Below are 26057 nucleotides of genomic sequence, written 5' to 3'. Positions count from 1 at the left end.
CCAGACGGAATATTCCGCTGGGAAACAAACCGATAGGATCGCCCCCATGCGCCGTTCGAAAATCGTCTGTACTCTCGGCCCCGCGGTCGACTCCCACGAGCAGCTTGTCGCGTTGATCGAAGCCGGGATGAACGTGGCCCGCTTCAACTTCAGCCACGGCTCGCACGCCGAGCACCAGGGCCGGTACGACCGGGTCCGGGCCGCCGCCAAGGAGACCGGCCGGGCCATCGGTGTCCTCGCCGACCTCCAGGGCCCGAAGATCCGGCTGGAGACCTTCGCCGAGGGTCCCGTGGAGCTGGTCCGCGGTGACGAGTTCACCATCACCACCGAGGACGTCCCCGGCGACAAGACGATCTGCGGGACCACCTACAAGGGCCTGCCCGGCGACGTCAACAAGGGCGACCAGATCCTCATCAACGACGGCAACGTCGAGCTGAAGGTCACCGAGGTCACCGGCCACCGGGTGAAGACGATCGTCATCGAGGGCGGCGTCATCTCCGACCACAAGGGCATCAACCTGCCCGGCGCGGCCGTCAACGTGCCCGCCCTGTCGGAGAAGGACATCGAGGACCTGCGCTTCGCCCTCCGCATGGGCTGCGACCTGGTCGCGCTGTCCTTCGTCCGCGACGCCAAGGACGTCCAGGACGTGCACCGCGTCATGGACGAGGAGGGGCGCCGCGTCCCGGTCATCGCCAAGGTGGAGAAGCCGCAGGCGGTGCAGAACATGGAGGACGTCGTGATGGCGTTCGACGGCGTGATGGTCGCCCGCGGTGACCTGGCCGTCGAGTACCCGCTCGAGAAGGTCCCCATGGTGCAGAAGCGCCTGATCGAGCTGTGCCGGCGCAACGCCAAGCCGGTGATCGTGGCGACCCAGATGATGGAGTCGATGATCACCAACTCCCGTCCGACCCGCGCCGAGGCCTCCGACGTGGCCAACGCGATCCTGGACGGCGCCGACGCGGTCATGCTGTCCGCCGAGTCGAGCGTGGGCGCGTACCCGATCGAGACCGTCAAGACGATGTCGAAGATCGTCACGGCGGCCGAGCAGGAGCTGATGTCCAAGGGCCTGCAGCCGCTGGTGCCGGGCAAGAAGCCGCGCACGCAGGGCGGTTCGGTCGCCCGCGCGGCCTGCGAGATCGCCGACTTCCTCGGCGGCCGCGGCCTGGTGGCCTTCACGCAGTCCGGCGACACCGCCCGCCGGCTGTCCCGCTACCGCGCCCAGCAGCCGATCATCGCCTTCACCACCGACGAGGGCACCCGCAACCAGATGGCCCTCAGCTGGGGCGTCGAGCCGCACGTCGTGCCGTTCGTGAACAGCACCGACGAGATGGTCGAACTGGTCGAGCAGGAGCTGGTCAAGCTCAACCGCTTCAACGCCGGCGACATCGTGGTGATCACCGCCGGTTCGCCCCCCGGCGTCCCCGGCACGACCAACATGGTCCGCGTCCACCACCTGGGCGGCACGACGGCCTGACCCCGCCCCACCCCACCACACGCCCGAGGGCGCCCCTTGCGAACGGGGGGCGCCCTCACTGGCGTTCACGAGAGGTCGACGGCGCATGCGAGGTCGTCGGGAAGTCTGGCAGGCCAGCGAGCCGCACGTCATCGAGGAGTTGAGGAAGATCTATGGCGCATGATCCTCTGGTTGTCGTGGAAACAGCCGACTTCTCCGTCACCTACATACTCGGCCTGGAGGATGACGCCGACACCGTCGAGGACGTCGACGCGACCATCCGCGCCCGTGACGGCAAGGGTTGGACCGCAAGCTTCATGACCCCTCGGAAGATCGCGGAGGTGATGGACCGCTGGTCCACCACTGGGGAGTGCGCCGACGGCCTGTACCTGCAGATCCCCGACCTCGTGATTGTCCGTGAAGGCGGTCTGGAGGCCATGACCAGAGCCTTGGTCGATCTCTTCGGCGAATACGGCATGGACACCGACGTCCTGCCGCGCATCGCCGACGACGAGGACGAGGACGACTGACCCGGTCGACAAACCGACTGTGCCCCGCCGGACGACTCCGGCGGGGCACAGCTCGTTGCGGCTCCCTGGAAGACCTCGCGGGCGGCGTCAGCCCGTGACGTACTGGCGCAGCCCCGGCACCGTCAGCGTGCCGCCGAACTGGGCGGCCTGGGTGACCTTCACCTTGGTGAAGTAGATGAGCGGGATGTTCAGGGGCGGCGGGTGCTCCGGGTCGAAGGTGACCGGGATCAGCCCGAGCAGGTTGCCGGAGATCCTCTCCGTGTACATCACGGTCTTGCCGTCGTCGATCGTGGAGGTCGACCCCTTGGCGGCCTGGACGTGGTGCGTCTTGCCGGACTGCCGGTCCTTCACCAGCTGGTGCAGGTCCCCGATGTCGGTGCCGTCGTTGATGACGTACTTGAGCACCTTCTTGGTGGCCCCGCTCGCCGTTCTCACCTCGACGATGCCCTGGTAGTCGGCGCCCTTGAGGGTCAGGGAGCTGGCCTCCAGGTACCACGGGTCGTCGGGCACGAGGATCCGGTTGTCGACGCCCCCCTCGGCGTCGGTGGCGGCCGGGCAGTCCTCGGGGTCGACCGAGGGGCTCTCGGAGGGGCTGGGCGAAGCGGTGGCCTCGCCGGCCGCCTCCCCGGCCTCGTCCTCGGCGTCCTCGGCCGCCTCCGACGCCGCGTCGGTGACGTCCTTCGCGGTGTCCTCGACGGCGTCCTTCGCCGTCCCGGTGGCCTTGCCCGCGGTCTTCCCGACGCTGCCGGACGCGTCGGAGGTGTCCGTGCCGGACGGCTCCTGCGTCTTCTCCGGCGTGCTGGCCTGCTCGGACGGCGACGCGGACGCCGACGGCGTGGGGCTCGGGCTCTCGGTGGACTTGCCGCCGGTGAGGATGCCGCCGATCGCGTCGCCGATGTCCTCCAGGAGGCCGCCGCCGCTCTCGGACTCCGACGGGCTGGGCGCCGCCTCGTCCTCCTTCTCCCCCGAGGTGTCCCCGGAGGCGGAGGGCGCGGGCGCGGGCTCGCTCTCGTCGCCCGGGTCGTCGGAACCTGAATCCGACGAACCTGACGAACCGGAGGAGCCCGTCGGGCCCTTGTCCGCGTCCGCGTCCGAACCGCCCGCGGACGCCGACGGGTTGGGCTCGGCCGTGGGGGTGTCCTCGTCACCGTCGTCCGCACTGCTGCTCGCCGAGGGCGAGGGGGAGGGCGAGGCGTCGGCCTTGTCCTTGTCGTCCTTGCCGTCCTTGTCGAGCGCCTCGACGCAGTCCTTGTACTCGTCCGCCTTGAGGCTGTTGGACGTCGCCGGCTGGTCGTCGGCGAGGGCCAGCGTCGGGGTGAAGCCCATGCCCATGAGGACCGCGGTGGGCATCGCCGCCATGGCTATCGCCTTGCCGGCCGGCATCTGGAACCTGGTGAACAGCGGCTTCTTGGGGGCCGCGTGACGGGGACCCGTTCTCGGCCGGTCCTGCGTCCCGGGGAACTGGTCGCGGGCGTCAGCCGACACGGTGCCCCCCGTGGTGAGCCTCGGGCCGCGCGTCGTCGGCCTCGCCGCCGTCACCGGCCTCGGGGGCGGCCTGCGGGTGGCCCGGCTCCGCGGGCTCCGCGGCGGGAGCGGGCTCCCAGGCGGCCTTGTCGGCGGGTCCCTGACCGGCCGGCTGCTGCCCGTTCCCGGTGCCGTCCGCCCTGCCGGGCGCCCAGGCCACCGCCAGCGCGCCGCCGAGCATGGCGAACAGGAAGCCGACGATGAAGCCACCGATGTTGGAGACCACCAGCGACACCAGGGCCAGGATGATCGCCGCCACACCCGCGAAGATGCGCGTCGCCTGCTGGAACCACATGGTCAGGCCCAGCGTCACGAGCAGGACGCCGATGATGAGGGAGCCGGCACCCGCGGTGGTCGCCATGGTGAGCGACATGGTTCCCAGCTTCAGGGTGGCGTAAGGGAAGTAGGCGATCGGCACGCCGCCGAGGATGGTGAACAGCCCTGCCCAGAACGGCCGGTTGCCCCGCCAGTCACGGAATCGCCGACGCAGCCGGGTGAAGGTCCCGGCGCTCTGGACCGGAGTCTCGGCACTCATGGAAAACAGCTCCCTCGGTCCGGTGGAGGTACGTACCGGCTCGGCCGTAGGCGTTCAGTAGCCGGAAGTTGTGAGTCTGTGGAGGTGCCCGGCGTACGGCCGGGCCGGGCGGCGGGGCGGGGAAGCAGCGGCTCCCCCGCCCTTCAGAGGCGTTTCGGCCCTGGGGGTGTCTGTCGGCCGGAGGCCGTCAGAAGCACTCCATGCCCTTGTCCATGCCGAGCTTCATCGACAGACCGTTCAGCGTGAACGTGCCCGCGGACGTCGCCCACGCCGTCTGCTGGACCTTCGTCAGGTCGGCCGACTCGGCCTGCTGGGCGAAGCCGCCCGGCAGGACGTTCTCGCCCTGCTTGACCGCGGGACCGCGGGTCTTGTCCTTGACGGCGACGCCGATGTCGATGTTCTTGAACTTCGCGTCGGCGTCGAGCTGGGCGACGTCGATGTAGAGGTTCTCGGCCGTGACCGGCTTGTCGTTGCCCGCCTCGAGACGGAGGTAGACCGTCTTGCCGAGGAGCGGGATCGGCGTCGCGACCGACTGACACATCTTCTTGATGGTCGCCGAGTCGAACGAGGAGATGGCGACCGGAACCGGCACCTTCTCCTTGCCCTCGGTCGTCTTGTAGACGGTGTCGATGCCGCCGTACTGGGCGAAACCCTCACCGTGCAGATGACCGGCCGACACCTTGAACTGCTGGCCGGAGACGCTGAACGACGCGGCGAGCGCCCCCTGAGCGAGTCCGACACCCACACATGCCGCGGCGGCGACGCTGGGCACCATGACCACAGCGAACCGCTTCCATCTGGTCCCGCCACGCACCTGGGACTCCATATTTCCTCCTTCTCGGACGTACATCTCCTGTCCCGGCTCGCTACGCATCGCGGCTCGGCCGGACAGGGATGGGAGAAGTGCTACGTCCTCGGGAAGGAGAGCGCCTGCACTCGGCGGCGCAACTGCGCCCGAATCACCGGCGATCACCCCCGAGCGACAACCACTGGTCGCGCCTGACACGCATCACGCACAACCCTGCTGGACAGGCTTCACCCGGTGGGTGAAGACCCCCCTGCCCTAGAGCCGGCGCCACTGCCGCCGGCTCTGCTCGGTGGGGACCCAGGACGTCCCGCGACCCAACCGGCTGCCGGGGTGCGGGATTGGACCGAGCGTGGCCGATCGTGGTGCATTCTCGCCGCCCGCACAAGGGGGTTCGTTACTCACTAGTAACGGCGGGATAACCGAACAACGACCCAACGGTCTCGGACGGCGACTCAGGGTGGCGCCGGACGCCGGCACAAAGCTGTTGATCGCTGGACAGAATCCGACAGATCAACGCCCTGAACTTACTGGTAGTAACAGCGGCCGCGATTGCCAAGATTTGGCAAAGCGCGGCCGCAGTGACGCCTTCACAGCAGACTTTTCACGCGGGCACCACAGGCCCGGGCGTTTAACGACTGGTCAGAACAGGGCGCGCGCCAGGGCCCGGCGCGCCGCGATCACCCGCGGGTCCTCGGGTCCGACGACCTCGAACAGCTCCAGCAGCCGCACGCGCACGGCGTCCCGGTCGTCGCCGGCCGTGCGGGCGACCGTCTCGATGAGCCGCCCGAACGCGTCCTCGACGTGACCGCCCACCAGGTCCAGGTCGGCGGCGGCGATCTGCGCCTGCACGTCGGACGGCTTCTCGGCCGCCTCCCGGCGCACGCGCTGCGGGTCGGCACCCTGCACCCGCTGCAGCAACTCGGCCTGGGCGAGGCCCAGTTTGGCCTCCTCGTTGGCCGGGTCCTCGTTCAGCACGTTGCGGTAGGCCTGGACCGCGCCGCCCAGATCGCCCGAGTCCAGCGCCTGCACGGCGGCTTCGAGGAGCGCGTCGTGCGGACCGGCGGGACGCTCGGGGGCCGGGCGGGCGCCGCCCGGCTCGGCCTCCGGGTCGACGGTGAGACCGGTCAGGCCGAAGCGCTGCTCGGCGACCTGCACCAGCTGGTCCAGGGTCTGCCGGATCTGCGCCTCGCCCGCGGCGCCCTGGAAGAGCGGCAGGGCCTGCCCGGCGACCACCGCGAACACCGCGGGGATCCCCTGGACGCCGAACTGCTGCATCAGCATCTGGTTGGCGTCGACGTCGATCTTGGCGAGCAGGAAGCGGCCGTTGTACTCGACGGCCAGCCGCTCCAGGACGGGGCTCAGCTGCTTGCAGGGCTGACACCACTCGGCCCAGAAGTCGATGACGACGGGCACCTCGGCGGACCGCTGCAGAACGTCGCTCTCGAAGCCCGCCTCGTCGACGTCGATGACCAGGTCGGCCGGGGAGATGGCCCCCGTGCCGCCCTCGCGGGCCGACTGGGCCCGCGCCTGCTCCGCCTTCGCCTTGGCCTCCTGGGCCGCCTTCACCGCGGCGAGGTCGACGACTCCGCTCATGGACATGTTCCGTGGCTGCATGCGCCTATCCTCCCCCGTAGTGCGCGCGCGTGTGAAAACGCGGTGTGGAAGCCGGGCCGGTCGGTGCCCTTCGGCGCCGGGTCCCCACCCCACGCCGTGCGTGTCGAGGCCCGTGTACGTCCGGCACGGGCTTTCGCTACGAGTCGTAGCGTAATACCGGACCGGGGCTCTCGGGCACCGTCCCCCCGTGATCTCCCTCACGGGGCCGTGCGGGAACCGCCGGTTTATGGTCAGGACATGCACAGTCGCAGCCCGTCCGGCCGTTCCGGGCGCCCGCGCAGCGCCGCGGCGGACGCCGCGATCCTGGCCGCGACCCGCGAGGCGCTGGTGGAGCTGGGCTGGTCCAAACTCACCCTCGGGGACGTCGCGACGCGCGCCGGGGTGGCGAAGACGACGCTGTACCGCCGCTGGGCGGGCAAGAACGAACTGGTCGTCGACGCGGTGGCCGAGCTGTTCGACGCGCTGGAGCTGCCCGACTGCGGCTCGCTGGCCGCCGACATCGAGGGCGTGGTGCTGCAGTTCGCCGCGATCCTGGCGCTTCCGGAGGCGCGGAGCGGCCTGATGGCGGTGGTCGCGGAGGCCACCCGCGACGAGGCGCTGCGCGAACGCATCCGCGCCTCCGTGGTCGACCGGCAGAAGCGGCTGGTCCTGGAGGGCCGCGCCCGGGCGCAGGCGCGGGGCGAACTCCCGGCGGAGGAGGACCCGGAGTCGGCCGCCCGCACGGTGGACCTGATCTTCGACATGGTGGCGGGCGCGGTGGTGCACCGCACCCTGGTGAGCGCCGAGCCCGCCGACGAGGAGTGGGTCCGCGACTTCACCAGGGTGCTGTTGCAGGGGCTGGGCTCGTAGCCCCTCAGAAGCCGGGCGGCTCCGTGTAGACGCCCCATTCGTCGCGGAGCACCCCGCAGATCTCGCCGAGGGTCGCCTCCGCGCGGACGGCGTCCAGCATCGGCTCGATCATGTTGGCGCCGCTGCGGGCGGCGGCCAGCATGGCGTCCAGGGCGGTGCGCACCGCCGCGTCGTCCCGCGCCGCCTTCCGGCCGGCCAGCACCCGCACCTGCTCGCGCTCCACCTCGTGGCTGACGCGCAGGATCTCCAGGTCCCCGGTCACCGAACCGGTGTGGACGTTGACGCCGACGACCCTCTTGTCGCCCTTCTCCAGCGCCTGCTGGTACCGGAACGCCGACTCGGCGATCTCGCCGGTGAACCAGCCGTCCTCGATGCCGCGCAGGATGCCGGAGGTGATCGGGCCGATCGGGTGCTGCCCGTCGGGGTGCGCCCGCAGGCCGCGCTCCTTGATCTGGTCGAAGATCTTCTCGGCGTCGGCCTCGATGCGGTCGGTGAGCTGCTCGATGTACCAGGAACCGCCCAGCGGGTCGGCGACGTTGGCGACGCCGGTCTCCTCCATCAGCACCTGCTGCGTGCGCAGCGCGATCTCGGCGGCCTGCTCGCTCGGCAGGGCCAGGGTCTCGTCGAGGGCGTTGGTGTGCAGCGAGTTGGTCCCGCCGAGGACGGCGGCCAGGGCCTCGACGGCCGTGCGCACGACGTTGTTGTACGGCTGCTGGGCGGTGAGGGAGACGCCGGCGGTCTGGGTGTGGAAGCGCAGCCACTGGGCCTTGTCGGACGTGGCGCCGTAGACGTCGCGCATCCAGCGGGCCCAGATGCGGCGGGCCGCGCGGAACTTGGCGATCTCCTCGAAGAAGTCGACGTGCGCGTCGAAGAAGAAGGACAGGCCGGGCGCGAAGACGTCGACGTCCAGGCCGCGCGAGAGGCCCAGCTCCACGTAGCCGAAGCCGTCGGCCAGCGTGTAGGCCAGCTCCTGGGCGGCCGTCGCCCCGGCCTCGCGGATGTGGTAGCCGGAGACGGACAGCGGCTTGTACGCCGGGATCCCGCCCGCGCAGTACTCCATGAGGTCGCCGATGAGCCGCAGGTGGGGCTCGGGCTGGAAGAGCCACTCCTTCTGGGCGATGTACTCCTTGAAGATGTCCGTCTGGAGCGTGCCGTTGAGGACGGACGGGTCGACGCCCTGCCGCTCGGCGGCGACCAGGTACATGCAGAACACCGGCACGGCCGGGCCGCTGATGGTCATGGACGTCGTGACGTCGCCCAGCGGGATGTCCTTGAACAGGACCTCCATGTCGGCCGCCGAGTCGATGGCCACACCGCAGTGCCCGACCTCGCCCAGCGAGCGCGGGTCGTCGGAGTCGCGGCCCATCAGGGTCGGCATGTCGAAGGCGACCGAGAGCCCGCCTCCGCCGTTGCGCAGGATCATCTTGTAGCGCTCGTTGGTCTGCTCGGCGTTGCCGAACCCGGCGAACTGCCGGATGGTCCAGGTGCGCCCCCGGTAGCCCGTCGCGTACAGGCCGCGGGTGAAGGGGTACTCCCCGGGCCAGCCGATCCGCTCGAAGCCGTCGTAACGGTCCCCGGGCCGGGGCCCGTACACCGGCTCCACGGCGTCCCCGGAGAGCGTGGTGAAGTCGGCCTCGCGCTTGCGTGCGGCGTCGTACCGGGCCTGCCAGCGACGGCGGCCCTCCTCGATGGCGTCAGCGTCCATACCCCCGAATTTACTTGGACGTCCTAGTAAATGTCGATGGCTGACGGGAGTGACCTGGCGAACGGGTGACGGCGATCGGCCGCCGTAGGCGCGCGTACGGCGGCGGCCGGCGGTCCGGGCCAGGGCCTGTCGTTTGGATCTCCCCGCGTCTGCGTCATGATCCAAACGCCAGGCCCTAGGCCTTGACCGGGGCGGGCGCGTCGTCGGCGAGCCGGCCCTCCAGCTCGTGGCTGATCCGGCGCTCGACGAAGAACGCGGCCGTGGGGATCGTGCCGGCCAGCAGCACCCACAGCTGCTTCTTGACCGGCCACTTCGCCTTGGAGCCCAGGTCGAAGGCGAAAATCAGGTACACGACGTACAGCCAGCCGTGCGCGATGCTGACCACCTGCGTGAAGTCGGCCGCGCCGCCCAGGTCCAGGACGTACTTGCCGATCATTCCCAGGGTCAGCGCGACGAGCAGCACGCCGGTGACGTAGGCCATGACCCGGTAGCGGGTCAGCACGCTCTTCTTCATGCCGTCGAGCGTAACGACCCGTTCCGGGAGATCTTGCCCCGGGTCACTGCTCCTGGAAGTCTCCGGCCGCCACCCGCAGGGGGCGCAGCATCGCGAAGATCTCCGCGCACTCCTCCGCGTCGTACGCGCCGAGGCCGAAGTCCATCGCCATCAGGTCGCGCGTGGCCGACTCGACCACCTCGCGGCCCTTGGCGGTGATGCTGGCCAGGGTGCCGCGGCCGTCGTTGGGGTTGGGCCGCTTGGCGACCAGGCCGGAGCGGACCAGCCGGTCCACGGTGTTCGTCACGGACGTGGGGTGCACCATGAGCCGCTCGCCGATCTTGGACATCGGCAGCTCGCCCGACTTGGAGAAGGTGAGCAGCACCAGGGCCTCGTAGCGGGCGAACGTCAGCCCGTACGGCTTGACCACCGCGTCGACCTCGGCGAGCAGGATCTGCTGGGCGCGCATGATCGAGGTGATCGCGGCCATGGACGGCACGCTCCCCCAGCGCTGCTTCCAGCGTTCGTCGGCGCGCGCGATCGGATCGAAGGAGAGACTGAGCGGCTTCGGCACGGACCAGACCTTACCGGCCGGTCACATGGTGGTCAGCTCTGTCTCGCCCTTCGGTCCGCTCATCGGGAGGCGCCTTGGCGCGCGCCCCGGCGGGCGCTACCGCGCGAGGTGCCGCTCCACCGTCTCCACCTTGGACGTCAGCCCGTCGCTCACGCCGGGGCGGATGTCCGCCTTCAGGACGAGGGAGACCCGCGGCGCCCGCCGCTCGACCGCGGCGACCGCGCGCCGGACGACGTCCATCACCTCGTCCCACTCCCCCTCGACGGAGGTGAACATCGCGTCCGTGCGGTTCGGCAGCCCGGACTCCCGCACCACCCGCACGGCGTCGGCGACGTACTCCCCCACGTCCTCGCCGACGCCCAGCGGCGTCACGGAGAAGGCGACGATCACGCCTTCACCGCGCCTTCCTTGCGCACGCGGAAGGCGATGACCGCGTCCTCGGCCTCACGCCGCAGCCGGCGCTCGGCGAAGAAGCCGCCGGCCGGGAGCACCGAGAGCACGAAGTACAGCGCGGCGGTGCCCAGCGGCCACTTGGCGCGGTTCCAGGCATCCGCCCAGAAGACGACGTAGAGGACGAACAGCGCACCGTGCACCGCTCCCATCACCGGCACGGCGTTGAAGTCCGTGGTCCGCTTCAGCACCGAGCAGACCAGCAGGAGCAGGAACGAGATCGCCTCGGGGGCCGAGACCAGGCGGAGGCGGCGGAGGGCGGTGGCGGTCTTGAGGTCCACGGGTCACCTTCGGTGGGAGAGAAACGGTTTGTGAACGCACGCACAAGCGTCCCGCCCATTGTGGCAAACAGCCCGGGACCCCCGGCCCCTAGGGGTGCGGTCAGGGTCGTTCTCCGTCCACAGGCCCTGTCCGCGGGGCCCGACCTGCGGATACCTTCGCCTACGTGGCGATGTTCCGACTTCAGAGCAGCAAGGTGCTCGCCGTCGACATGACCGGGGACGCCGTGAAGGCGAAGAACGGCTCGATGGTCGCGTACGACGGCGAGATGGCCTTCAAGAAACTCAGCGGCGGCGGCGAGGGCATCCGGGGCATGGTGACCCGGCGGCTGACCGGCGAGCAGATGACGTTGATGGAGGTGAAGGGCCGGGGGACCTGCTGGTTCGCGGACCGCGCCTCCGAGATCAACCTGGTCACCGTGCAGGGCGACAAGCTGTACGTGGAGTCGAGCAACCTGCTCGCCACCGACGGCGGGCTGCGCACCGGGACCGAGTTCACCGGCCTGCGCGGCGCCTCCCAGGGCAACGGGCTGTTCACCACGACCCTGGAGGGGCACGGCCAGGCGGCGATCATGTCGGACGGGCCGGCGGTGGTGCTGCGGGTCAGCCCGCAGTACCCGCTGACGGTGGACCCGGGCGCGTACGTGGCGCACCAGGGGAACCTGCGGCAGTCCTTCCAGTCCGGTGTGACCTTCCGCACGCTGCTCGGGGAGGGCGGCGGCGAGGCGTTCCAGATGCGGTTCGAGGGGGACGGCCTGGTGTACGTGCAGCCGAGCGAGCGGAACACGATCGCGGGAGACGTGTGAGATGGGCTTCCGGGAGATCAACGGGAAGATGGTCGAGGCGACGGTCGCACCGGGTCAGCGGCTGTTCAGCCAGCGCGGCGCGATGCTCGCGTACAAGGGCGAGGTGTCCTTCACGCCCAACACGGCGGGCGGCCAGGGCGGGATCATGTCGATGATCGGCCGCCGGGTCGCCGACGAGGACACCCCGCTGATGACGGTCGAGGGCAGCGGCACGGTCCTGTTCGGGCACGGCGGCCACCACATCCAGGTGATCCAGCTCGCCGGCGACACCCTGTACGTCGAGGCCGACCGCCTGCTGGCCTTCGAGGGCACGCTCCAGCAGGGCACGATGTTCCTGGGCTCGCAGGGCGGCGTGATGGGCATGGTGCGCGGCCAGGTCAGCGGCCAGGGGCTGTTCACGACCACGCTGAAGGGGCACGGGTCCGTGGCGGTCATGGCCCACGGCGGCGTCATCGAGATCCCGATCACCCCGCAGCGCCCGGTGCACGTCGACCCGCAGGCCTACGTCGCCCACCACGGCGAGGTCCGCAACAAGCTGTCCACCGCCCTGGGCTGGCGGGACATGGTGGGCCGCGGCTCGGGCGAGGCGTTCCAGCTGGAGCTGAGCGGCAGCGGTGCGGTGTACGTCCAGGCGTCGGAGGAGAAGCTGTGAGCACCTACGGAACCCCGGGCGCCGGCCCCGCGGTCTTCGACCCGGCGACGCTGCCCCCCGACGACAACGTCAACCCGTACACCTTCTGCGTGGAGCTCAAGGGGAGCCAGTGGTTCCTGCAGAAGGGGAAGATGATCGCCTACTACGGCTCGATCGACTTCAACGGCGTGGGGCACGGCCGGCTGGACCGTCTCGTGCGCACCTCGTTCCATTCGCCACTGCACGCGAGCGACTGGGTCGTGGCCGAGGGGTCGGGGAAGATGCTCCTGGCCGACCGGGCTTTCGACGTCAATTCGTACGACCTCGAGGACGGCAACCTGACCATTCGCTCGGGCAACTTGCTTGCTTTTCAGCCAAGTCTTGCGCTGAAGCAGTCGATCGTGCCGGGTTTCCTGACGCTCATCGGCACGGGCAAGTTCGTGGCCGCGTCCAACGGCCCGGTGGTGTTCATGGAACCCCCCATCCGGGTCGACCCGCAGGCGCTGGTCGGCTGGGCCGACTGCCCGTCGCCCTGCCACCACTACGACCACGGCTACATGAGCGGCGTGATGGGCGGCCTACGTGCGCTGACGGGCCTCGGGGGCGCCTCCGGCGAGGAGCACCAGTTCGAGTTCGTGGGCGCGGGGACGGTGCTGCTGCAGTCGTCCGAGACGTTGATGGCGGAGCAGGCGACAGGGGCGGTCCCGCACCAGGCGGGGGTGCCCGGCGGAGGGGCGCACACGCCGCAAGCAGGGCAGTCCGGCGTACCGCGCCTTCCCGGACAGCTGGGAGACCTCCAGCGTCGCTTCGGGCTGTGAGCGGTAGTCTGCGGAGTGTGACATCGAACGCCTGCGCACGCTTGTTCGCCAGGTGGGGGATGTCACACGCCACCCCTCACTAGTTCGCTATTCAACATTTTAGGTAGACTTCATTCATGGAGACCGAGACGGCCACCCGCTGGCTGACCGATGCGGAGCAGTGCGCTTGGCGCACCCACCTGGAGGTCAACAGGCTGTTGACGTACCAGCTCGAGAAGGACCTGCAGCCGTTCGGCCTGACGATGAACGACTACGAGATCCTCGTGAACCTGTCCGAGTCCGACGACCTGCGGATGCGGATGAGCGACCTCGCCACCGCCACCATGCAGTCCAAGAGCCGCCTGTCGCACCAGATCACGCGTATGGAGAACGCCCACCTGGTCAGGCGCGAGAACTGCGAGTCGGACCGCCGGGGGCTCTACGCGGTCCTCACCGACCACGGCATGGCGACGATGCAGAAGGTCGCGCCCCACCACGTGGCGTCCGTGCGCAGGCACTTCATCGACCTGCTGTCCGCCGAGACCCTCACGGAGCTCGACAAGGCCCTCAAGCCGATCGCGGAGCATCTGCGCGGTCAGCGCGGGCGCCCCTGACCCGTTCGACGAGCGGCAGGCGGAGTTCGAACAGGGCTCCGCCTGCGGGTCCCCGTCCGGCGGTGAGCGTGCCGCCGTGCCGGACGGCGACGTCCCGGGCGATGGCCAGGCCGAGGCCGGCGCCTCCGTCGTCGCGGCTGCGGGCCGCGTCCAGCCGGACGAACCGTTCGAAGATCCGCTCCCGGTCCGCCTCGGGCACTCCGTCGCCGTCGTCCGCCACCGCGACCACGGCCAGGCCGCCCTCGCGCCGCACGCCGACCGTCACGGCCGACCGGGCGTGCCGCTCGGCGTTGTCGAGGAGATTGGCCAGCACCCGCCCCAGCTGCCCCCGCGAGCCGGCCACCTCCACCGGTTCCGCCTCCACGCTCACCCCCGTCCGCCCCTCGGCCTCCTCCCGGGCCAGCGCGGCGAGGTCGACCCGCGCGTCCGCGGGCCGCTCGCCCGCGTCGAGCCGGGCGAGCAGCAGCAGGTCGGCGGCGAGGCGCTGGAGCCGCACGGTGTCCTCCACGGCTCCGTCGAGGTCCAGCAGCTCCGGGTGCGCGGCCGCCACCTCCAGCTGCGTGCGCAGGGAGGCGATCGGGCTGCGCAGCTCGTGCGAGGCGTCCGCGACGAAGCGCCGCTGCCGTTCCACGGAGGTCTCCAGGGCAGCGAGCGTCTCGTTGGTGGTGCTGGCGAGCCGGGCGATCTCGTCGTGCGTGTCCGGCTCGGGCACCCGCCGCGCCAGGTCCTCGGACCGGGTGATGGCGGCCATCTCGCGCCGGATGCCCTCCACGGGGCGCAGGGCCCGGCGGGTCACCAGCCAGGTCACCCCGGCGACGACGGCGAGCAGCAGCGGGAAGCCGATCAGCATCACCGTCAGCGCGGTGCGCACCGCCCCGTGCTCGGCGGCCAGCGGCCAGCCCGCGTGGACCTCGAGGGAGCCGCGGTCCGGCGTTTCCACCTCGACGGCGGCGAACCGGTAGTCCTCCGCGTCCCCGTCGATCGTGGCGGAGCCGTTGCTGAAGACGCTCTCCCCGGAGATCTCGCCTGGTTCGAGGCTCTCGCCCGTGCTCCCGGAGTCGTCCCCGTCGTCCCGGTCGTCCCGGTCGCCCCCGTCGGGCGACGCGGCCGGCCGCGGCTTCACCTGGGTGCTGTCCGTGCCGCTGATCCGCTCCAGGTCCTCGCTGGCCGCGACCAGCCGCCCGTCCTCGTCCAGCACCTGCACGGGGCCGTCGTCCCCGTCGAGCCCGGACAGCTTGTCGTACGGCGTGCCGGCGGCGAGTTCGGAGGCCACCGCGCGGGCGGAGCGCTCGGCCTGGGTGCCGGCCTCGCCGATGAGGTTGGACCGCAGGGACAGCAGCACGGCGGCCCCGGCCGCGACCAGCGCCACCGCGACGACGAGCGTGGCGCCCAGCGTCGCCCGGGCCCGCACCGACCCGAACAGCCGGCTCACGGCGCCGTCTCCAGCCGGTACCCGGCCCCGCGCACGGTCCGGATCAGCCCCGGGCGCAGCTTGCGCCGCAGGCTGCTGACGTACACCTCGACGATGTTGGGGTCGCCGTCGTAGGCGAAGTCCCAGACGTGCTCCAGGATCTCCGCCTTGGACACGACCTCGCCGGGCCGCAGCACGAGCTGCTCCAGCACGGAGAACTCCTTGGCCGTGAGGGCGATCTCGGCCTCGGCGAGGAAGACCCGGCGGGCGGCCGTGTCGACCTTCAGGTCCCCGTGCGCGTGCACGGGCGACGCCCCGCCGCCCTGCCCGCGCCGCCGCAGCAGCGCCTTCACCCGGGCGACCAGCACGACGTAGGAGAACGGCTTGGTCAGGTAGTCGTCCGCGCCGGTGTCGAGGCCCTCGGCCTCGTCGTACTCGCCGTCCTTGGCGGTCAGCATCAGGATCGGCACGTCGTGGCCGGCGGCGCGCAGGGCGGCGCAGACCCGGTAGCCGTTGAGTCCCGGCAGCATGATGTCCAGGATCACCAGGTCGTGGACGCCCTCCGAGGCCCGGTGCAGCCCTTCCAGGCCGTCGTGGACGACGTCCACGGCGTACCCCTCGGCCGTCAGGCCCCTCGCGAGCGACAGGGCAAGCCGCTTCTCGTCCTCCACGATCAACAGGCGCATGCGTCCAGGGTGGCAAAGCGAAGCTGAAGAACCCTTCAGGGGGCTTCAGGTTCCTCTCAGCCTCCGTCGGCCAGAGTCGGAGACATCGCAAACGAAACGACTCGGGAGGAACCCTCATGAAGCGCAACATCGTGATCGCCGCCGTCACCGCCGCCGCGCTGATCGGAGGCGGCACGGCCACGGCTCTCGCGACCACGGGGGACGACGAGGGTCCGGCCCGCCAGACGGCGAACACCCGGGTGGCGGACGACGACGGCCGCGACGACCGCGACGACCGTGACGAGGCAGACGACCGGAACGACCGCGACGACCGGGGCGACGCCGCCGCGCAGGCCGCAGAGGCGGACGTCACGGCGGCCGAGGCCATCGCCTCCGCGCTGCGGCACACCCCGGGCACGGCCGTCTCCGCCGAACTCGACGACGAGGACGACGGCGGCAAGGCGGTGTGGCAGGTCGAGGTGCTGTCCGGCGACGGCACCTGGCGCAGCGTCGGCGTCGACCCGTCGAGCGGCAAGGTCCTCGGCGCGCAGCAGGACGACGAGGACGACACGGCGCAGGTGCGCGCCGCGCTGAAGGGCTCGGCGGTGACGGCCGAGGAGGCGGCGAAGGCCGCGGCCGGCAAGGGCGTGGTGACGTCCGTCGACCTCGACGACGACGGCGACGGCCGGGCCTGGGAGGCCGAGACCCGCAAGCAGGGCGGCCCCGAGCAGGACTGGAGGATCGGCCTCGACAAGGCCGACGTCAGCGCGGACCGCTCGGACGCCCGGGACGACGACACCGACGACGACCAGGACTGACCGCCCACCCCGTACCGCACCCGCCCCGGCGCCCTTAGTCGCGCCGGGGCGCCGTGCGACCCGGTGCCGGACGGGAACCGCCGGCGCCTGAGGCACCGGGTGAGGCACGCCGGGGCGCGGCCGGGCCGACGGCGGGCCTGTCGCGGCCGCCGGACGCACCCGCACCCGCCGCTTACGCAAGGGAACGCGTCGGGTGGTGTCCGCCCGCAGCGGTCGGCGGGTCGACGGACAGCGAGTCGATGTCCGACCCCGTCGCGCCGTTCCGCGGACGGACACACTCCGGCCCGGTCCCGACCCGCGCCCCGGCGTCGAGTGCCACCGCGCCACGCGCACCCGCACCCCCGCAGCGGCCGCCGCGGGCGCCCGGCTCAGCCCTCCGTCAGGCTCGCCACCAGTTCGTCGGCCGCCCGGTAGGGGTCCAGCTCGCCCGCCACGATCCGTTCCGCCAGGGCCCCCAGCCGGCGGTCGCCGTGCAGGTCGCCGATCCGCTCGCGCAGCGCCGTCACGGCGATCGTCTCGACCTCGCGCGAGGCCCGGGCCGTCCGCCGCTCCGCGAGGACACCCCGCTCCTCCATCCAGGCCCGGTGCTTCTCCAGCGCCTCGACGACCTCGTCGACCCCCTCGCCGCGCGCCGCGACGGTCTTCACGATCGGCGGACGCCAGTCCCCCGGGCCCCGCGCCTCCCCCAGGCCCAGCATGTGGTTCAGCTCGCGGGCCGTCGCGTCCGCGCCGTCCCGGTCGGCCTTGTTGACGACGTACACGTCACCGATCTCCAGGATCCCGGCCTTGGCCGCCTGGATGCCGTCGCCCATGCCGGGTGCCAGCAGCACCACGGAGGTGTCGGCCTGCGAGGCGATCTCCACCTCCGACTGCCCGACCCCCACCGTCTCGACGAGGATCACGTCGCACCCGGCCGCGTCCAGGACGCGGATCGCCTGGGGCGCGGCCCAGGCCAGCCCGCCCAGGTGCCCGCGCGTGGCCATCGAGCGGATGTAGACGCCCGGGTCCGACGCGTGCTCCGACATCCGCACCCGGTCGCCGAGCAGCGCTCCCCCGGAGAACGGGGAGGACGGGTCGACGGCGAGCACGCCGACCCGCCTGCCCTGCTTGCGGTAGGCGCTGACCAGCGCCGAGGTCGACGTCGACTTGCCGACGCCCGGCGACCCGGTCAGCCCGACCACGTACGCGCCGCCCGTCAGGGGCGCGAGTGCCTCCATGACCTCCCGCAGCTGCGGGGACGCCCCCTCCACCAGGGAGATCAGCCGGGCCACGGCCCGGGGCCGGCCTTCCCTGGCCTGGGCCACCAGCGTGGAGACGTCCTGCATCACAGCTCCGTTCAGAAGATCAGGGACCTACGGGACTCAGGCCTTGGGCACGCGCACGATCAGCGCGTCGCCCTGGCCGCCGCCGCCGCACAGCGCGGCCGCGCCGACACCGCCGCCGCGCCGCTTCAGCTCCAGCGCGAGGTGCAGCACCAGCCGGGCACCGGACATCCCGATCGGGTGACCCAGCGCGATGGCACCACCGTTGACATTCACCTTTTCGGTGGATACTCCCAGGTCCTTCATGGACTGCACCGCGACCGCCGCGAACGCCTCGTTGATCTCGACGAGGTCGAGGTCGGAGACCTCCAGCCCCTCCTTCTTCAGGGCGTGCAGGATCGCGTTGGACGGCTGCGACTGGAGCGAGTTGTCCGGTCCGGCCACGTTGCCGTGCGCGCCGATCTCGGCGATCCAGTCCAGGCCGAGCTCCTGCGCCTTGGCCTTGCTCATCACCACCACGGCGGCGGCGCCGTCGGAGATCTGCGAGGCGGAGCCGGCCGTGATGGTGCCGTCCTTGGAGAACGCGGGGCGCAGCTTGCCGAGCGACTCGGCGGTCGTGTCGCCGCGGATGCCCTCGTCCTTGCTGAACAGCACCGGGTCGCCCTTGCGCTGCGGGATCTCGACGGGCGTGATCTCGGCTTCGAACAGGCCGTTCTTCTGCGCGGCGGCGGCCCGCTGGTGCGACAGCGCGGCGATCTCGTCCTGCTCGGCCCGGCCGATGCCCAGGCGCGTGTTGTGCTTCTCGGTCGACTCGCCCATGGCGACGCCGTCGAAGGAGTCGGTCAGACCGTCGTGGGCCATGGCGTCGAGCATCTGGACCGCGCCGTACTTGAAGCCCTCGCGGGACTTGGGCAGCAGGTGCGGGGCGTTGGTCATGGACTCCTGGCCGCCGGCGACGACGACGTCGAACTCGCCCGCGCGGATGAGCTGGTCGGCGAGGGCGATCGCGTCGAGGCCGGACAGGCAGACCTTGTTGATGGTCAGGGCCGGCACGTTCATCGGGATGCCGGCCTTGACGGCGGCCTGGCGGGCGGGGATCTGCCCGGCTCCGGCCTGGAGGACCTGCCCCATGATCACGTACTGCACCTGGTCGCCGCCGATCCCCGCACGGTCGAGGGCGGCCTTGATCGCGAAGCCGCCGAGGTCGGCTCCGGAGAAGGACTTCAGGGAGCCCAGCAGCCGTCCCATGGGCGTACGCGCACCCGAGACGATCACCGAGCTGGTCGTTGCAGAAGACATGAGCTGCGATCCCCTTACCGGCTGCACAGCCGAGGAGTGAACGAGGGTTTACTTCGAATGTACTGAGTGGCACTCCGTGCCGTCATCGGGCCGTCGGTGTGATCGCGCGCACGTTGCGTAACCACCTCCGGGGCGCTGCACTGAACTCATGCTGACGCGAATCGACCACATCGGGATCGCCTGTTTCGACCTCGACAAGACCGTCGAGTTCTACCGTGCCACCTACGGCTTCGAGGTGTTCCACTCCGAGATCAACGAGGAGCAGGGGGTGCGCGAGGCCATGCTCAAGATCAACGAGACGTCGGACGGGGGCGCCACCTACCTGCAGCTCCTGGAGCCGACCCGGGAGGACTCCACCGTCGCGAAGTGGCTCGCCAAGAACGGCGAGGGCGTCCACCACATCGCCTTCGGCACCGCCGACGTCGACGCGGACGCCGCGGACATCAAGGACAAGGGCGTGCGCGTGCTGTACGAAGAGCCCCGGCGCGGTTCCATGGGGTCACGGATCACCTTCCTGCACCCCAAGGACTGCCACGGCGTCCTGACAGAACTGGTCACTTCGGCGCCTGTTGAGTCACCTGAGCACTGACCCTCGTACATAGGGGCCGGTAGGGTTGGGTGCGGTCGCCGCTCAGCCAGGGTGACCGCGGTCCCGCCGTGCGACGGCAGGACCACCGGGGTCCGGGTTTCGGGGGACGAGCGTCGGGGCAGCAGCCTCTGCTCCGCCGATGATCTGACACCATTCCCCGGGGGCCCCGTTCGGCGGATGGACGGAGCTCGTACGGAAAGAGTTTCGACCAGGGGACGGATGGGACCGCGCAGTGCGGGGCTACGAGAGCCAGGAGCGAGAGCCGGCGGCTGACGTCGACCACCTCTCTCGGTTCGAAGCCGAGATGAAGCGGCTGAAGACCGAGCGGGAAAAGGCGATCCAGCACGCCGAGGACCTCGGCTACCAGGTCGAGGTACTGCGCGCCAAGCTGCACGAGGCGCGGCGCACCATCATGACCCGGCCCTCCTTCGACGGGGGCGACATCGGCTGGCAGGCCGAGCAGTTGCTGCGCAACGCGCAGATGCAGGCCGACCAGATCCGCACGGACGCCGAGCGGGAGCTGAGCGAGGCCCGGGCGCAGACCCAGCGGATCCTGCAGGAGCACGCCGAGCAGGCGGCCCGCCTCCAGGCGGAGCTGCACCAGGAGGCGGTCACCCGCCGCCAGCAGCTGGATCAGGAGCTGGCCGAGCGCCGCCGCACGGTCGAGTCGCACGTCAACGAGAACGTCGCGTGGGCCGAGCAGCTGCGCGCCCGCACCGAGCAGCAGGCCCGCCGGCTGCTGGAGGAGTCGCGCGCGGAGGCCGAGCAGTCCCTGGCCACCGCCCGCGCGGAGGCCGAGCGGGTGGCCGGGGAGGCCCGGCAGCGGCTGACCAGCGCGGCCGAGGAGGCCCGGGCGGAGGCCGAGCAGATCCTGCGCCGCGCCCGCACCGACGCCGAGCGGCTCCTCAACGCGGCCTCCACGCAGGCCCAGGAGGCCACCGACCACGCCGAGCAGCTGCGCACCTCCACCGTCTCGGAGTCGGAGTCCGCGCGCCGCGAGGCCCAGGAGCTGACCAGGGCCGCCGAGCAGCGGATGGCCGAGGCCGAGGAGGCGCTGCGCAAGGCGCAGTCCGAGTCGGAGAAGCTGGTCGCGCAGGCCAAGGAGGCCGCCGCCAAGGCCCTGGCGAGCGCCGAGTCGGCCAACGAGACGCGCACGCGCACCGCCAAGGAGCAGGTCGCCCGGCTGGTCGAGGAGGCCACGAAGGAGGCCGAGAACACCAAGTCCGAGGCGGAGCAGCTCGTCGCGGACGCCCGGGCCGAGGCCGAGAAGATCGTCGCGGAGGCCTCCGAGAAGGCCCGCACGCTCACCGCCGAGGAGACCGCGACCCAGCTGTCCAAGGCGGCCCGTACGGCCGAGGAGGTCCTCAACAAGGCGTCGGAGGACGCCAAGAAGACCACCAGGGCCGCGGCCGAGGAGGCCGAGCGGATCCGCAAGGAGGCCGAGGCCGAGGCGGACCGGCTGCGCGCCGAGGCGCACGACATCGCCGAGGAGCTCAAGGGCGCGGCGAAGGACGACACCAAGGAGTACCGCGCCAAGACGGTCGAGCTGCAGGAGGAGGCCCGCCGGCTGCGCGGCGAGGCCGAGCAGCTGCGGGCGGACGCCGTCGAGGAGGGCGAGAAGATCCGCGCCGAGGCCCGCAAGGAGGCCGTGGCGCAGATCGAGGAGGCGGCGAAGTCCGCCGAGGAGCTGCTCGCCAAGGCCAAGGCGGACGCGGACGAGCTGCGCACCACGGCCCAGGCCGACAGCGAGAAGGTCCGCACCGAGGCCATCGAGCGGGCCACGACCCTGCGCCGGCAGGCCGAGGAGACCCTCCAGCGCACCCGGCAGGAGGCCGAGCGGCACCGCGAGGAGGTCGTCGAGCAGGCCGAGGCCCTCAAGGCGGAGGCCGAGCGCGCCGCGCTGGAGCTGCACGAGGAGACCGAGCGGGCCGTCCAGGCGCGCCGGGCGGAGGCCGCCGAGGAGCTGGCGCGGCTGCAGCGGGAGGCCGAGGAGCGGCTGACGGCGGCCGAGCAGGCGCTCTCCGATGCCCGCGAGGAGGCCGCGCGGATCCGCCGCGAGGCCGCCGAGGAGAACGAGCGGTTGCGCGCCGAGGCCGCCGAGCGCATCCGCGCCCTGCAGCAGCAGGCCGAGACGGAGGCCGAGCGGCTGCGCGACGAGGCCGCGGCGGACGCGTCCGCGGCGCGTGCCGAGGGCGAGGCCGTGGCCGTGCGGCTGCGCACGGAGGCCGCGAGCGAGGCGGAGCGGCTGAAGTCGGAGGCGCAGGAGAGCGCCGACCGGATGCGCGCCGAGGCCCAGGCCGCCGCCGAGCGGCTGTCCGCGGAGGCGTCCGAGACGCTGGCCGCCGCCCAGGAGGAGGCCAACCGGCGCCGCCGCGAGGCCGAGGAACTCCTCGGCAGCGCCCGGCAGGAGGCCGACCAGGAGCGCGAGCGGGCCCGCGAGCAGAGCGAGGAGCTGCTGGCCTCGGCGCGCAAGCGCGTGGAGGAGGCCCAGACCGAGGCCGTCCGGCTGGTCGAGGAGGCCGACCGGCGCGCCACGGAGATGGTGTCCGCGGCCGAGCAGCACGCCCAGCAGGTGCGCGACTCCGTCGCCGGGCTGCACGAGCAGGCCCAGGAGGAGATCACCGGACTGCGTTCGGCCGCCGAGCACGCGGCGGAGCGCACGCGCCGCGAGGCCCAGGAGGAGGCGGACCGCGTCCGTGCGGACGCCTACGCCGAGCGCGAGCGGGCGAGCGAGGACGCGGGCCGGCTGCGGCGCGAGGCGCACGAGGAGTCCGAGGCCGCCAAGGCGCTCGCCGAGCGGACCATGTCCGAGGCGATCAGCGAGGCGGAGCGGATCCGCGCGGATGTCGCCGAGCACGCCCAGCGGGTGCGCACCGAGGCGTCCGACACGATCGCCGAGGCGGAGCAGAGCGCCTCGCGCACCCGGGCGGACGCCCGCGAGGACGCCAACCGCATCCGCTCGGACGCGGCGACGCAGGCGGACACCCTCATCACCGAGGCCCGCAACGAGGCCGAGCGGCTCACCACGGAGACGGTTCAGGAGACCGACCGGCTGCGGATGGAGACGGTCACCGAGGCGGAGCGGGTCCGCACCGAGGCCCTCGCCGAGGCCGAGCGCGTGCGATCCGAGGCGGCCGGGGAGGCCGACCGGATCGTCGGGGAGGCCACCGGCGAGGCGGAGCGGCTGCGCGCCGAGGCCGCCGAGACGGTCGGCTCGGCGCAGCAGCACGCGGAGCGGATCCGCACCGAGTCCGAGCGCGTCAAGTCGCAGGCCCGGGCGGAGGCGGAGCGCCTGGTCGCCGACGCGCGCGAGGAGGCCGACCGCACGCTGGACGAGGCCCGCAAGGACGCCAACAAGCGGCGCTCCGAGGCGGCCGAGCAGGTCGACAAGCTCATCACGGAGACCACCGCCGAGGCGGACAAGCTGCTCACCGAGGCGCAGGCGCAGGCGCACAAGACGACCGCGGAGGCCGAGGCGCAGGCGGACACGATGGTGGGCGCGGCGCGCACGGAGGCCGACCGGCTGGTGTCCGAGGCGACGGTCGAGGGCAACTCGCTGGTGGAGAAGGCCCGGACGGACGCCGATGAGCTGCTGGTCGGCGCGCGCCGGGACGCGACCCGGATAAGGGAGCGGGCCGAGGAGCTGCGCGACCGCATCACCACGGAGATCGAGCAGCTGCACGAGCGGGCCCGCCGGGAGTCGGCCGAGGCGATGAAGACGGCGGGCGACCGCTGCGACGCCCTGGTCAAGGCGGCCGAGGAGCAGCTGGCGAAGGCGCAGGCGAAGGCCAAGGAGCTCGTGTCGGAGGCCAACTCCGAGGCGGGCAAGGTGCGCATCGCCGCCGTCAAGAAGGCCGAGGGGCTGCTCAAGGAGGCCGAGCAGAAGAAGTCGACGCTGGTCCGGGAGGCCGAGGAGCTGAAGGCCGAGGCGATCCGCGAGGCCAAGCGCACGGTCGAGGAGGGCAAGCGCGAGCTGGAGGTGCTGGTCCGCCGCCGCGAGGACATCAACGCCGAGATCTCCCGTGTCCAGGACGTGCTGGAGGCGTTGGAGTCCTTCGAGGCGCCGGCCGGCCCCAAGGACAGCGGGGTCAAGGCGGGCGCGACGGTCGGCGCGCCCCGATCGGGTGGCAAGTCCGCGGACGGCTAGCGGGCCGGGCCGATCGTCCGGGCCGGGACGGAAGGCCCGATTCCGGGGGCATCGGGGGGCTTTGCCCGGGTTTTGGCAAGCGATCCGCCGCTTAGCCACTCAAAAGGGGTCTCATTTTCCAGATCAAACGCGCATCCGCTCGATGACACACCGTTCCGGCCCCTAGGATTCCACCTATCACCTCACCGGTCTCATTCGACAGGAACCCCATGAGCGACACTTCCCCCTACGGCTTCGAGCTTGTGCGGCGTGGGTACGACCGCGCTCAGGTGGACGAACGTATCTCCAAGCTCGTCTCCGACCGTGACAGCGCTCTCGCCCGCATCACCGCTCTGGAAAAGCGCATCGAGGAGCTCCACCTCGAGACGCAGAACGCCCAGGCCCAGATCACCGACGCCGAGCCGTCGTACGCGGGTCTCGGCGCGCGCGTGGAGAAGATCCTCCGCCTCGCCGAGGAGGAGGCGAAGGACCTGCGCGAGGAGGCCCGGCGCGCGGCCGAGCAGCACCGCGAGCTCGCCGAGTCGGCGGCCCAGCAGGTGCGCAACGACGCCGAGTCCTACTCCGCGGACCGCAAGGCCAAGGCCGAGGACGAGGGCCTGCGGATCGTCGAGAAGGCCAAGAGCGACGCCGCCCAGCTGCGCTCCGAGGCGCAGAAGGACGCGCAGTCCAAGCGCGAGGAGGCGGACGCCCTCTTCGAGGAGACCCGCGCCAAGGCCGCGCAGGCCGCCGCCGACTTCGAGACGAACCTCGCCAAGCGCCGCGAGCAGTCCGAGCGGGACCTGGCGTCGCGTCAGGCCAAGGCCGAGAAGCGCCTCGCCGAGATCGAGCACCGCGCCGAGCAGCTGCGTCTGGAGGCCGAGAAGCTGCGCACGGACGCCGAGCGCCGCGCGCGTCAGACCGTCGAGACGGCCCAGCGCCAGGCCGAGGACATCGTGGCCGACGCCAACGCCAAGGCCGACCGCATCCGCTCGGAATCCGAGCGCGAGCTGGCGGCGCTGACGAACCGTCGCGACTCCATCAACGCGCAGCTGACGAACGTCCGCGAGATGCTCGCGACGCTCACCGGCGCCGCGGTGGCCGCCGCCGGCACGCCGACCGAGGACGAGCCCATCTCCCGCGGGGTGCCGGCTCAGCAGTCCCGGTAACAGCCCGGCATACGGAGTCTGAACCTCCGCAAAGCCCTCTGCCGCTCGGGTGGCAGAGGGCTTTGCCGCCCTCTAGCGTGGCCGTCATGATTGAGCTGGAGGGGCTGACCAAGCGTTACGGCGAGAAGGTGGCGGTCAACAACCTGTCGTTCACCGTGAGACCGGGCATCGTCACCGGCTTCCTCGGACCGAACGGCGCGGGCAAGTCCACGACCATGCGCATGATCCTGGGCCTGGACCACCCGACCGCCGGCGGCGTCCGGATCGACGGCAAGCGCTACCACCAGCTCGAGGACCCGCTGACGTGCATCGGCGCCCTCCTGGAGGCCAAGGCCTGGCACGGCGGGCGCACCGCCTACAACCACCTGCTGTGCCTCGCCCAGAGCAACGGCATCCCGCGCGCCCGGGTCGGCGAGGTGCTCCAGACGGTCGGGCTGACCGGCGTCGCGAAGAAGAAGACCAAGGGCTTCTCCATGGGCATGGGCCAGCGGCTCGGCATCGCCGCCGCGCTGCTCGGCGACCCGCGGATCCTCATGTTCGACGAGCCGGTCAACGGCCTCGACCCGGAGGGCATCCACTGGATCCGCACCCTGATGAAGTCGCTCGCCGCGCAGGGCCGGACCGTGTTCGTCTCCTCGCACCTGATGAGCGAGATGGCCCTGACGGCCGACCACCTCGTCGTCATCGGTCAGGGGCGGCTGCTCGCGGACACCTCCATGGCCGACTTCATCGACCGCAACTCGCGTTCGTACGTCCGGGTGCGCAGCCCGCAGCGGGAGCGGCTGCTGGACGTGCTGCACCAGGCGGGGGTGGTGGCCGTGGAGAGCGGTGAGGGCGTGCTGGAGGTGGACGGCGGCAAGGCCGAGCAGATCGGCGAACTGGCGGCGCAGCACCGCATCACCCTGCACGAACTGAGCCCGCAACAGGCTTCGCTGGAGGAGGCGTTCATGCGGCTGACGGCGGAGTCGGTGGAGTACCACGCGCACAGCGGAGCGAACACCGGGACGCCGCCACCGCAGCAGCAGCAGCAGTGGGGCGACGGCTGGAAGAGGGGCTGAGC

General features: G+C 71.6%; 25 protein-coding genes. 12 read left to right on the top strand and 13 right to left on the bottom strand.

What is annotated here, in order from left to right:
• The first annotated feature begins 46 nt into the window (after nt 1-46).
• Both pyk and ACFYWG_RS19630 read left to right on the top strand, forming a co-directional pair.
• On the top strand, nt 47-1474 hold the full coding sequence (gene pyk / locus ACFYWG_RS19635; RefSeq protein WP_376333651.1) for a pyruvate kinase: 1428 nt from the start codon (nt 47-49) through the stop codon (nt 1472-1474).
• A gap of 152 nt (nt 1475-1626) precedes the next feature.
• Nucleotides 1627-1983 carry a hypothetical protein gene (locus ACFYWG_RS19630; protein WP_389202474.1) on the top strand — a complete coding sequence of 119 codons (357 nt, stop codon included), beginning with the start codon at nt 1627-1629 and terminating at the stop codon, nt 1981-1983.
• Between the two features lie 87 nt (nt 1984-2070).
• Here ACFYWG_RS19630 and ACFYWG_RS19625 read toward each other — a convergent pair whose 3' ends face one another.
• The 4 genes from ACFYWG_RS19625 to ACFYWG_RS19610 form a co-directional block, all read right to left on the bottom strand.
• Nucleotides 2071-3366: a hypothetical protein gene (locus tag ACFYWG_RS19625; RefSeq protein ID WP_389202788.1), complete on the bottom strand. Its 1296-nt coding sequence runs from the start codon at nt 3364-3366 to the stop codon at nt 2071-2073.
• A gap of 91 nt (nt 3367-3457) precedes the next feature.
• Nucleotides 3458-4042, bottom strand: a complete 585-nt coding sequence (locus ACFYWG_RS19620; protein ID WP_383500204.1) for a DUF6114 domain-containing protein — start codon at nt 4040-4042, stop codon at nt 3458-3460.
• Between the two features lie 187 nt (nt 4043-4229).
• Nucleotides 4230-4868: a DUF6230 family protein gene (locus ACFYWG_RS19615; RefSeq protein WP_376333657.1), complete on the bottom strand. Its 639-nt coding sequence runs from the start codon at nt 4866-4868 to the stop codon at nt 4230-4232.
• Nucleotides 4869-5489: 621 nt separating this feature from the next.
• Complete coding sequence (locus ACFYWG_RS19610; protein WP_383500201.1) at nt 5490-6464, bottom strand: tetratricopeptide repeat protein; 975 nt, start codon at nt 6462-6464, stop codon at nt 5490-5492.
• A 237-nt stretch (nt 6465-6701) separates the two neighbouring features.
• Here ACFYWG_RS19610 and ACFYWG_RS19605 point away from each other — a divergent pair, with 237 nt between their 5' ends.
• Nucleotides 6702-7313 (top strand): TetR/AcrR family transcriptional regulator, encoded by a 612-nt coding sequence (locus tag ACFYWG_RS19605; protein ID WP_383500198.1) that lies wholly within the window; start codon nt 6702-6704, stop codon nt 7311-7313.
• Nucleotides 7314-7317: 4 nt separating this feature from the next.
• On the opposite strand, the gene ACFYWG_RS19600 is transcribed toward ACFYWG_RS19605, so the two are convergent.
• The 5 genes from ACFYWG_RS19600 to ACFYWG_RS19580 form a co-directional block, all read right to left on the bottom strand.
• On the bottom strand, nt 7318-9018 hold the full coding sequence (locus tag ACFYWG_RS19600; protein ID WP_376333663.1) for a methylmalonyl-CoA mutase: 1701 nt from the start codon (nt 9016-9018) through the stop codon (nt 7318-7320).
• Nucleotides 9019-9193: 175 nt separating this feature from the next.
• Nucleotides 9194-9532: a DUF3817 domain-containing protein gene (locus ACFYWG_RS19595; protein ID WP_389202470.1), complete on the bottom strand. Its 339-nt coding sequence runs from the start codon at nt 9530-9532 to the stop codon at nt 9194-9196.
• Nucleotides 9533-9575: 43 nt separating this feature from the next.
• The gene (locus ACFYWG_RS19590; protein WP_385416326.1) at nt 9576-10085 is read right to left on the bottom strand and encodes a MarR family winged helix-turn-helix transcriptional regulator; all 510 of its coding nucleotides are present in this window, start codon (nt 10083-10085) and stop codon (nt 9576-9578) included.
• Nucleotides 10086-10181: 96 nt separating this feature from the next.
• Nucleotides 10182-10475: an MTH1187 family thiamine-binding protein gene (locus ACFYWG_RS19585; RefSeq protein ID WP_376333667.1), complete on the bottom strand. Its 294-nt coding sequence runs from the start codon at nt 10473-10475 to the stop codon at nt 10182-10184.
• Nucleotides 10472-10816, bottom strand: coding sequence for a DUF3817 domain-containing protein (locus ACFYWG_RS19580; protein ID WP_376333669.1), 345 nt, complete (start codon nt 10814-10816; stop codon nt 10472-10474). Before ACFYWG_RS19580 ends, ACFYWG_RS19585 begins: the two co-directional genes overlap by 4 nt.
• Before the next feature lie 170 nt (nt 10817-10986).
• On the opposite strand from ACFYWG_RS19580, the gene ACFYWG_RS19575 reads away from it, so the two are divergent.
• The 4 genes from ACFYWG_RS19575 to ACFYWG_RS19560 all read left to right on the top strand — a co-directional run bounded on the left by ACFYWG_RS19575 (nt 10987) and on the right by ACFYWG_RS19560 (nt 13661).
• Complete coding sequence (locus ACFYWG_RS19575; protein WP_376333700.1) at nt 10987-11619, top strand: AIM24 family protein; 633 nt, start codon at nt 10987-10989, stop codon at nt 11617-11619.
• Between the two features lies 1 nt (nt 11620).
• Complete coding sequence (locus ACFYWG_RS19570) at nt 11621-12271, top strand: AIM24 family protein (protein WP_383500190.1); 651 nt, start codon at nt 11621-11623, stop codon at nt 12269-12271.
• Nucleotides 12268-13068: an AIM24 family protein gene (locus tag ACFYWG_RS19565; protein ID WP_376333673.1), complete on the top strand. Its 801-nt coding sequence runs from the start codon at nt 12268-12270 to the stop codon at nt 13066-13068. The genes ACFYWG_RS19570 and ACFYWG_RS19565 overlap by 4 nt, the downstream gene beginning before the upstream one ends.
• A gap of 116 nt (nt 13069-13184) precedes the next feature.
• On the top strand, nt 13185-13661 hold the full coding sequence (locus ACFYWG_RS19560) for a MarR family winged helix-turn-helix transcriptional regulator (protein WP_376333675.1): 477 nt from the start codon (nt 13185-13187) through the stop codon (nt 13659-13661).
• On the opposite strand, the gene ACFYWG_RS19555 is transcribed toward ACFYWG_RS19560, so the two are convergent.
• Together ACFYWG_RS19555 and ACFYWG_RS19550 are read right to left on the bottom strand one after the other, a co-directional pair.
• Nucleotides 13615-15093, bottom strand: a complete 1479-nt coding sequence (locus tag ACFYWG_RS19555; RefSeq protein WP_389202466.1) for a sensor histidine kinase — start codon at nt 15091-15093, stop codon at nt 13615-13617. The genes ACFYWG_RS19560 and ACFYWG_RS19555 overlap by 47 nt on opposite strands.
• On the bottom strand, nt 15090-15758 hold the full coding sequence (locus ACFYWG_RS19550; protein WP_389202464.1) for a response regulator transcription factor: 669 nt from the start codon (nt 15756-15758) through the stop codon (nt 15090-15092). Before ACFYWG_RS19550 ends, ACFYWG_RS19555 begins: the two co-directional genes overlap by 4 nt.
• Before the next feature lie 116 nt (nt 15759-15874).
• On the opposite strand from ACFYWG_RS19550, the gene ACFYWG_RS19545 reads away from it, so the two are divergent.
• On the top strand, nt 15875-16555 hold the full coding sequence (locus ACFYWG_RS19545; protein WP_389202462.1) for a PepSY domain-containing protein: 681 nt from the start codon (nt 15875-15877) through the stop codon (nt 16553-16555).
• A 368-nt stretch (nt 16556-16923) separates the two neighbouring features.
• Here ACFYWG_RS19545 and meaB read toward each other — a convergent pair whose 3' ends face one another.
• A complete protein-coding gene (gene meaB / locus ACFYWG_RS19540) occupies nt 16924-17880 on the bottom strand; it encodes a methylmalonyl Co-A mutase-associated GTPase MeaB (protein ID WP_376333683.1) in 957 nt (318 codons plus the stop codon).
• Nucleotides 17881-17916: 36 nt separating this feature from the next.
• Entirely contained in the window at nt 17917-19116 is a 1200-nt protein-coding gene (locus ACFYWG_RS19535) for an acetyl-CoA C-acetyltransferase (protein WP_376333685.1), read from the bottom strand.
• A 148-nt stretch (nt 19117-19264) separates the two neighbouring features.
• Here ACFYWG_RS19535 and mce point away from each other — a divergent pair, with 148 nt between their 5' ends.
• The 4 genes from mce to ACFYWG_RS19515 all read left to right on the top strand — a co-directional run bounded on the left by mce (nt 19265) and on the right by ACFYWG_RS19515 (nt 26055).
• Nucleotides 19265-19705, top strand: coding sequence for a methylmalonyl-CoA epimerase (mce, locus tag ACFYWG_RS19530; protein WP_376333687.1), 441 nt, complete (start codon nt 19265-19267; stop codon nt 19703-19705).
• A gap of 232 nt (nt 19706-19937) precedes the next feature.
• On the top strand, nt 19938-23852 hold the full coding sequence (gene scy / locus ACFYWG_RS19525; RefSeq protein ID WP_389202457.1) for a polarized growth protein Scy: 3915 nt from the start codon (nt 19938-19940) through the stop codon (nt 23850-23852).
• Nucleotides 23853-24061: 209 nt separating this feature from the next.
• Nucleotides 24062-24997 carry a cellulose-binding protein gene (locus tag ACFYWG_RS19520; protein ID WP_376333691.1) on the top strand — a complete coding sequence of 312 codons (936 nt, stop codon included), beginning with the start codon at nt 24062-24064 and terminating at the stop codon, nt 24995-24997.
• Nucleotides 24998-25083: 86 nt separating this feature from the next.
• Entirely contained in the window at nt 25084-26055 is a 972-nt protein-coding gene (locus ACFYWG_RS19515; RefSeq protein WP_383500170.1) for an ABC transporter ATP-binding protein, read from the top strand.
• Nucleotides 26056-26057: the final 2 nt, after the last annotated feature.

It is taken from the genome of Streptomyces sp. NPDC003456, assembly GCF_042878735.1.
Lineage (GTDB): Bacteria > Actinomycetota > Actinomycetes > Streptomycetales > Streptomycetaceae > Streptomyces.
Note: the sequence above shows the minus strand (reverse complement) of the source record. Positions and strands in the feature narration are given on the sequence as shown.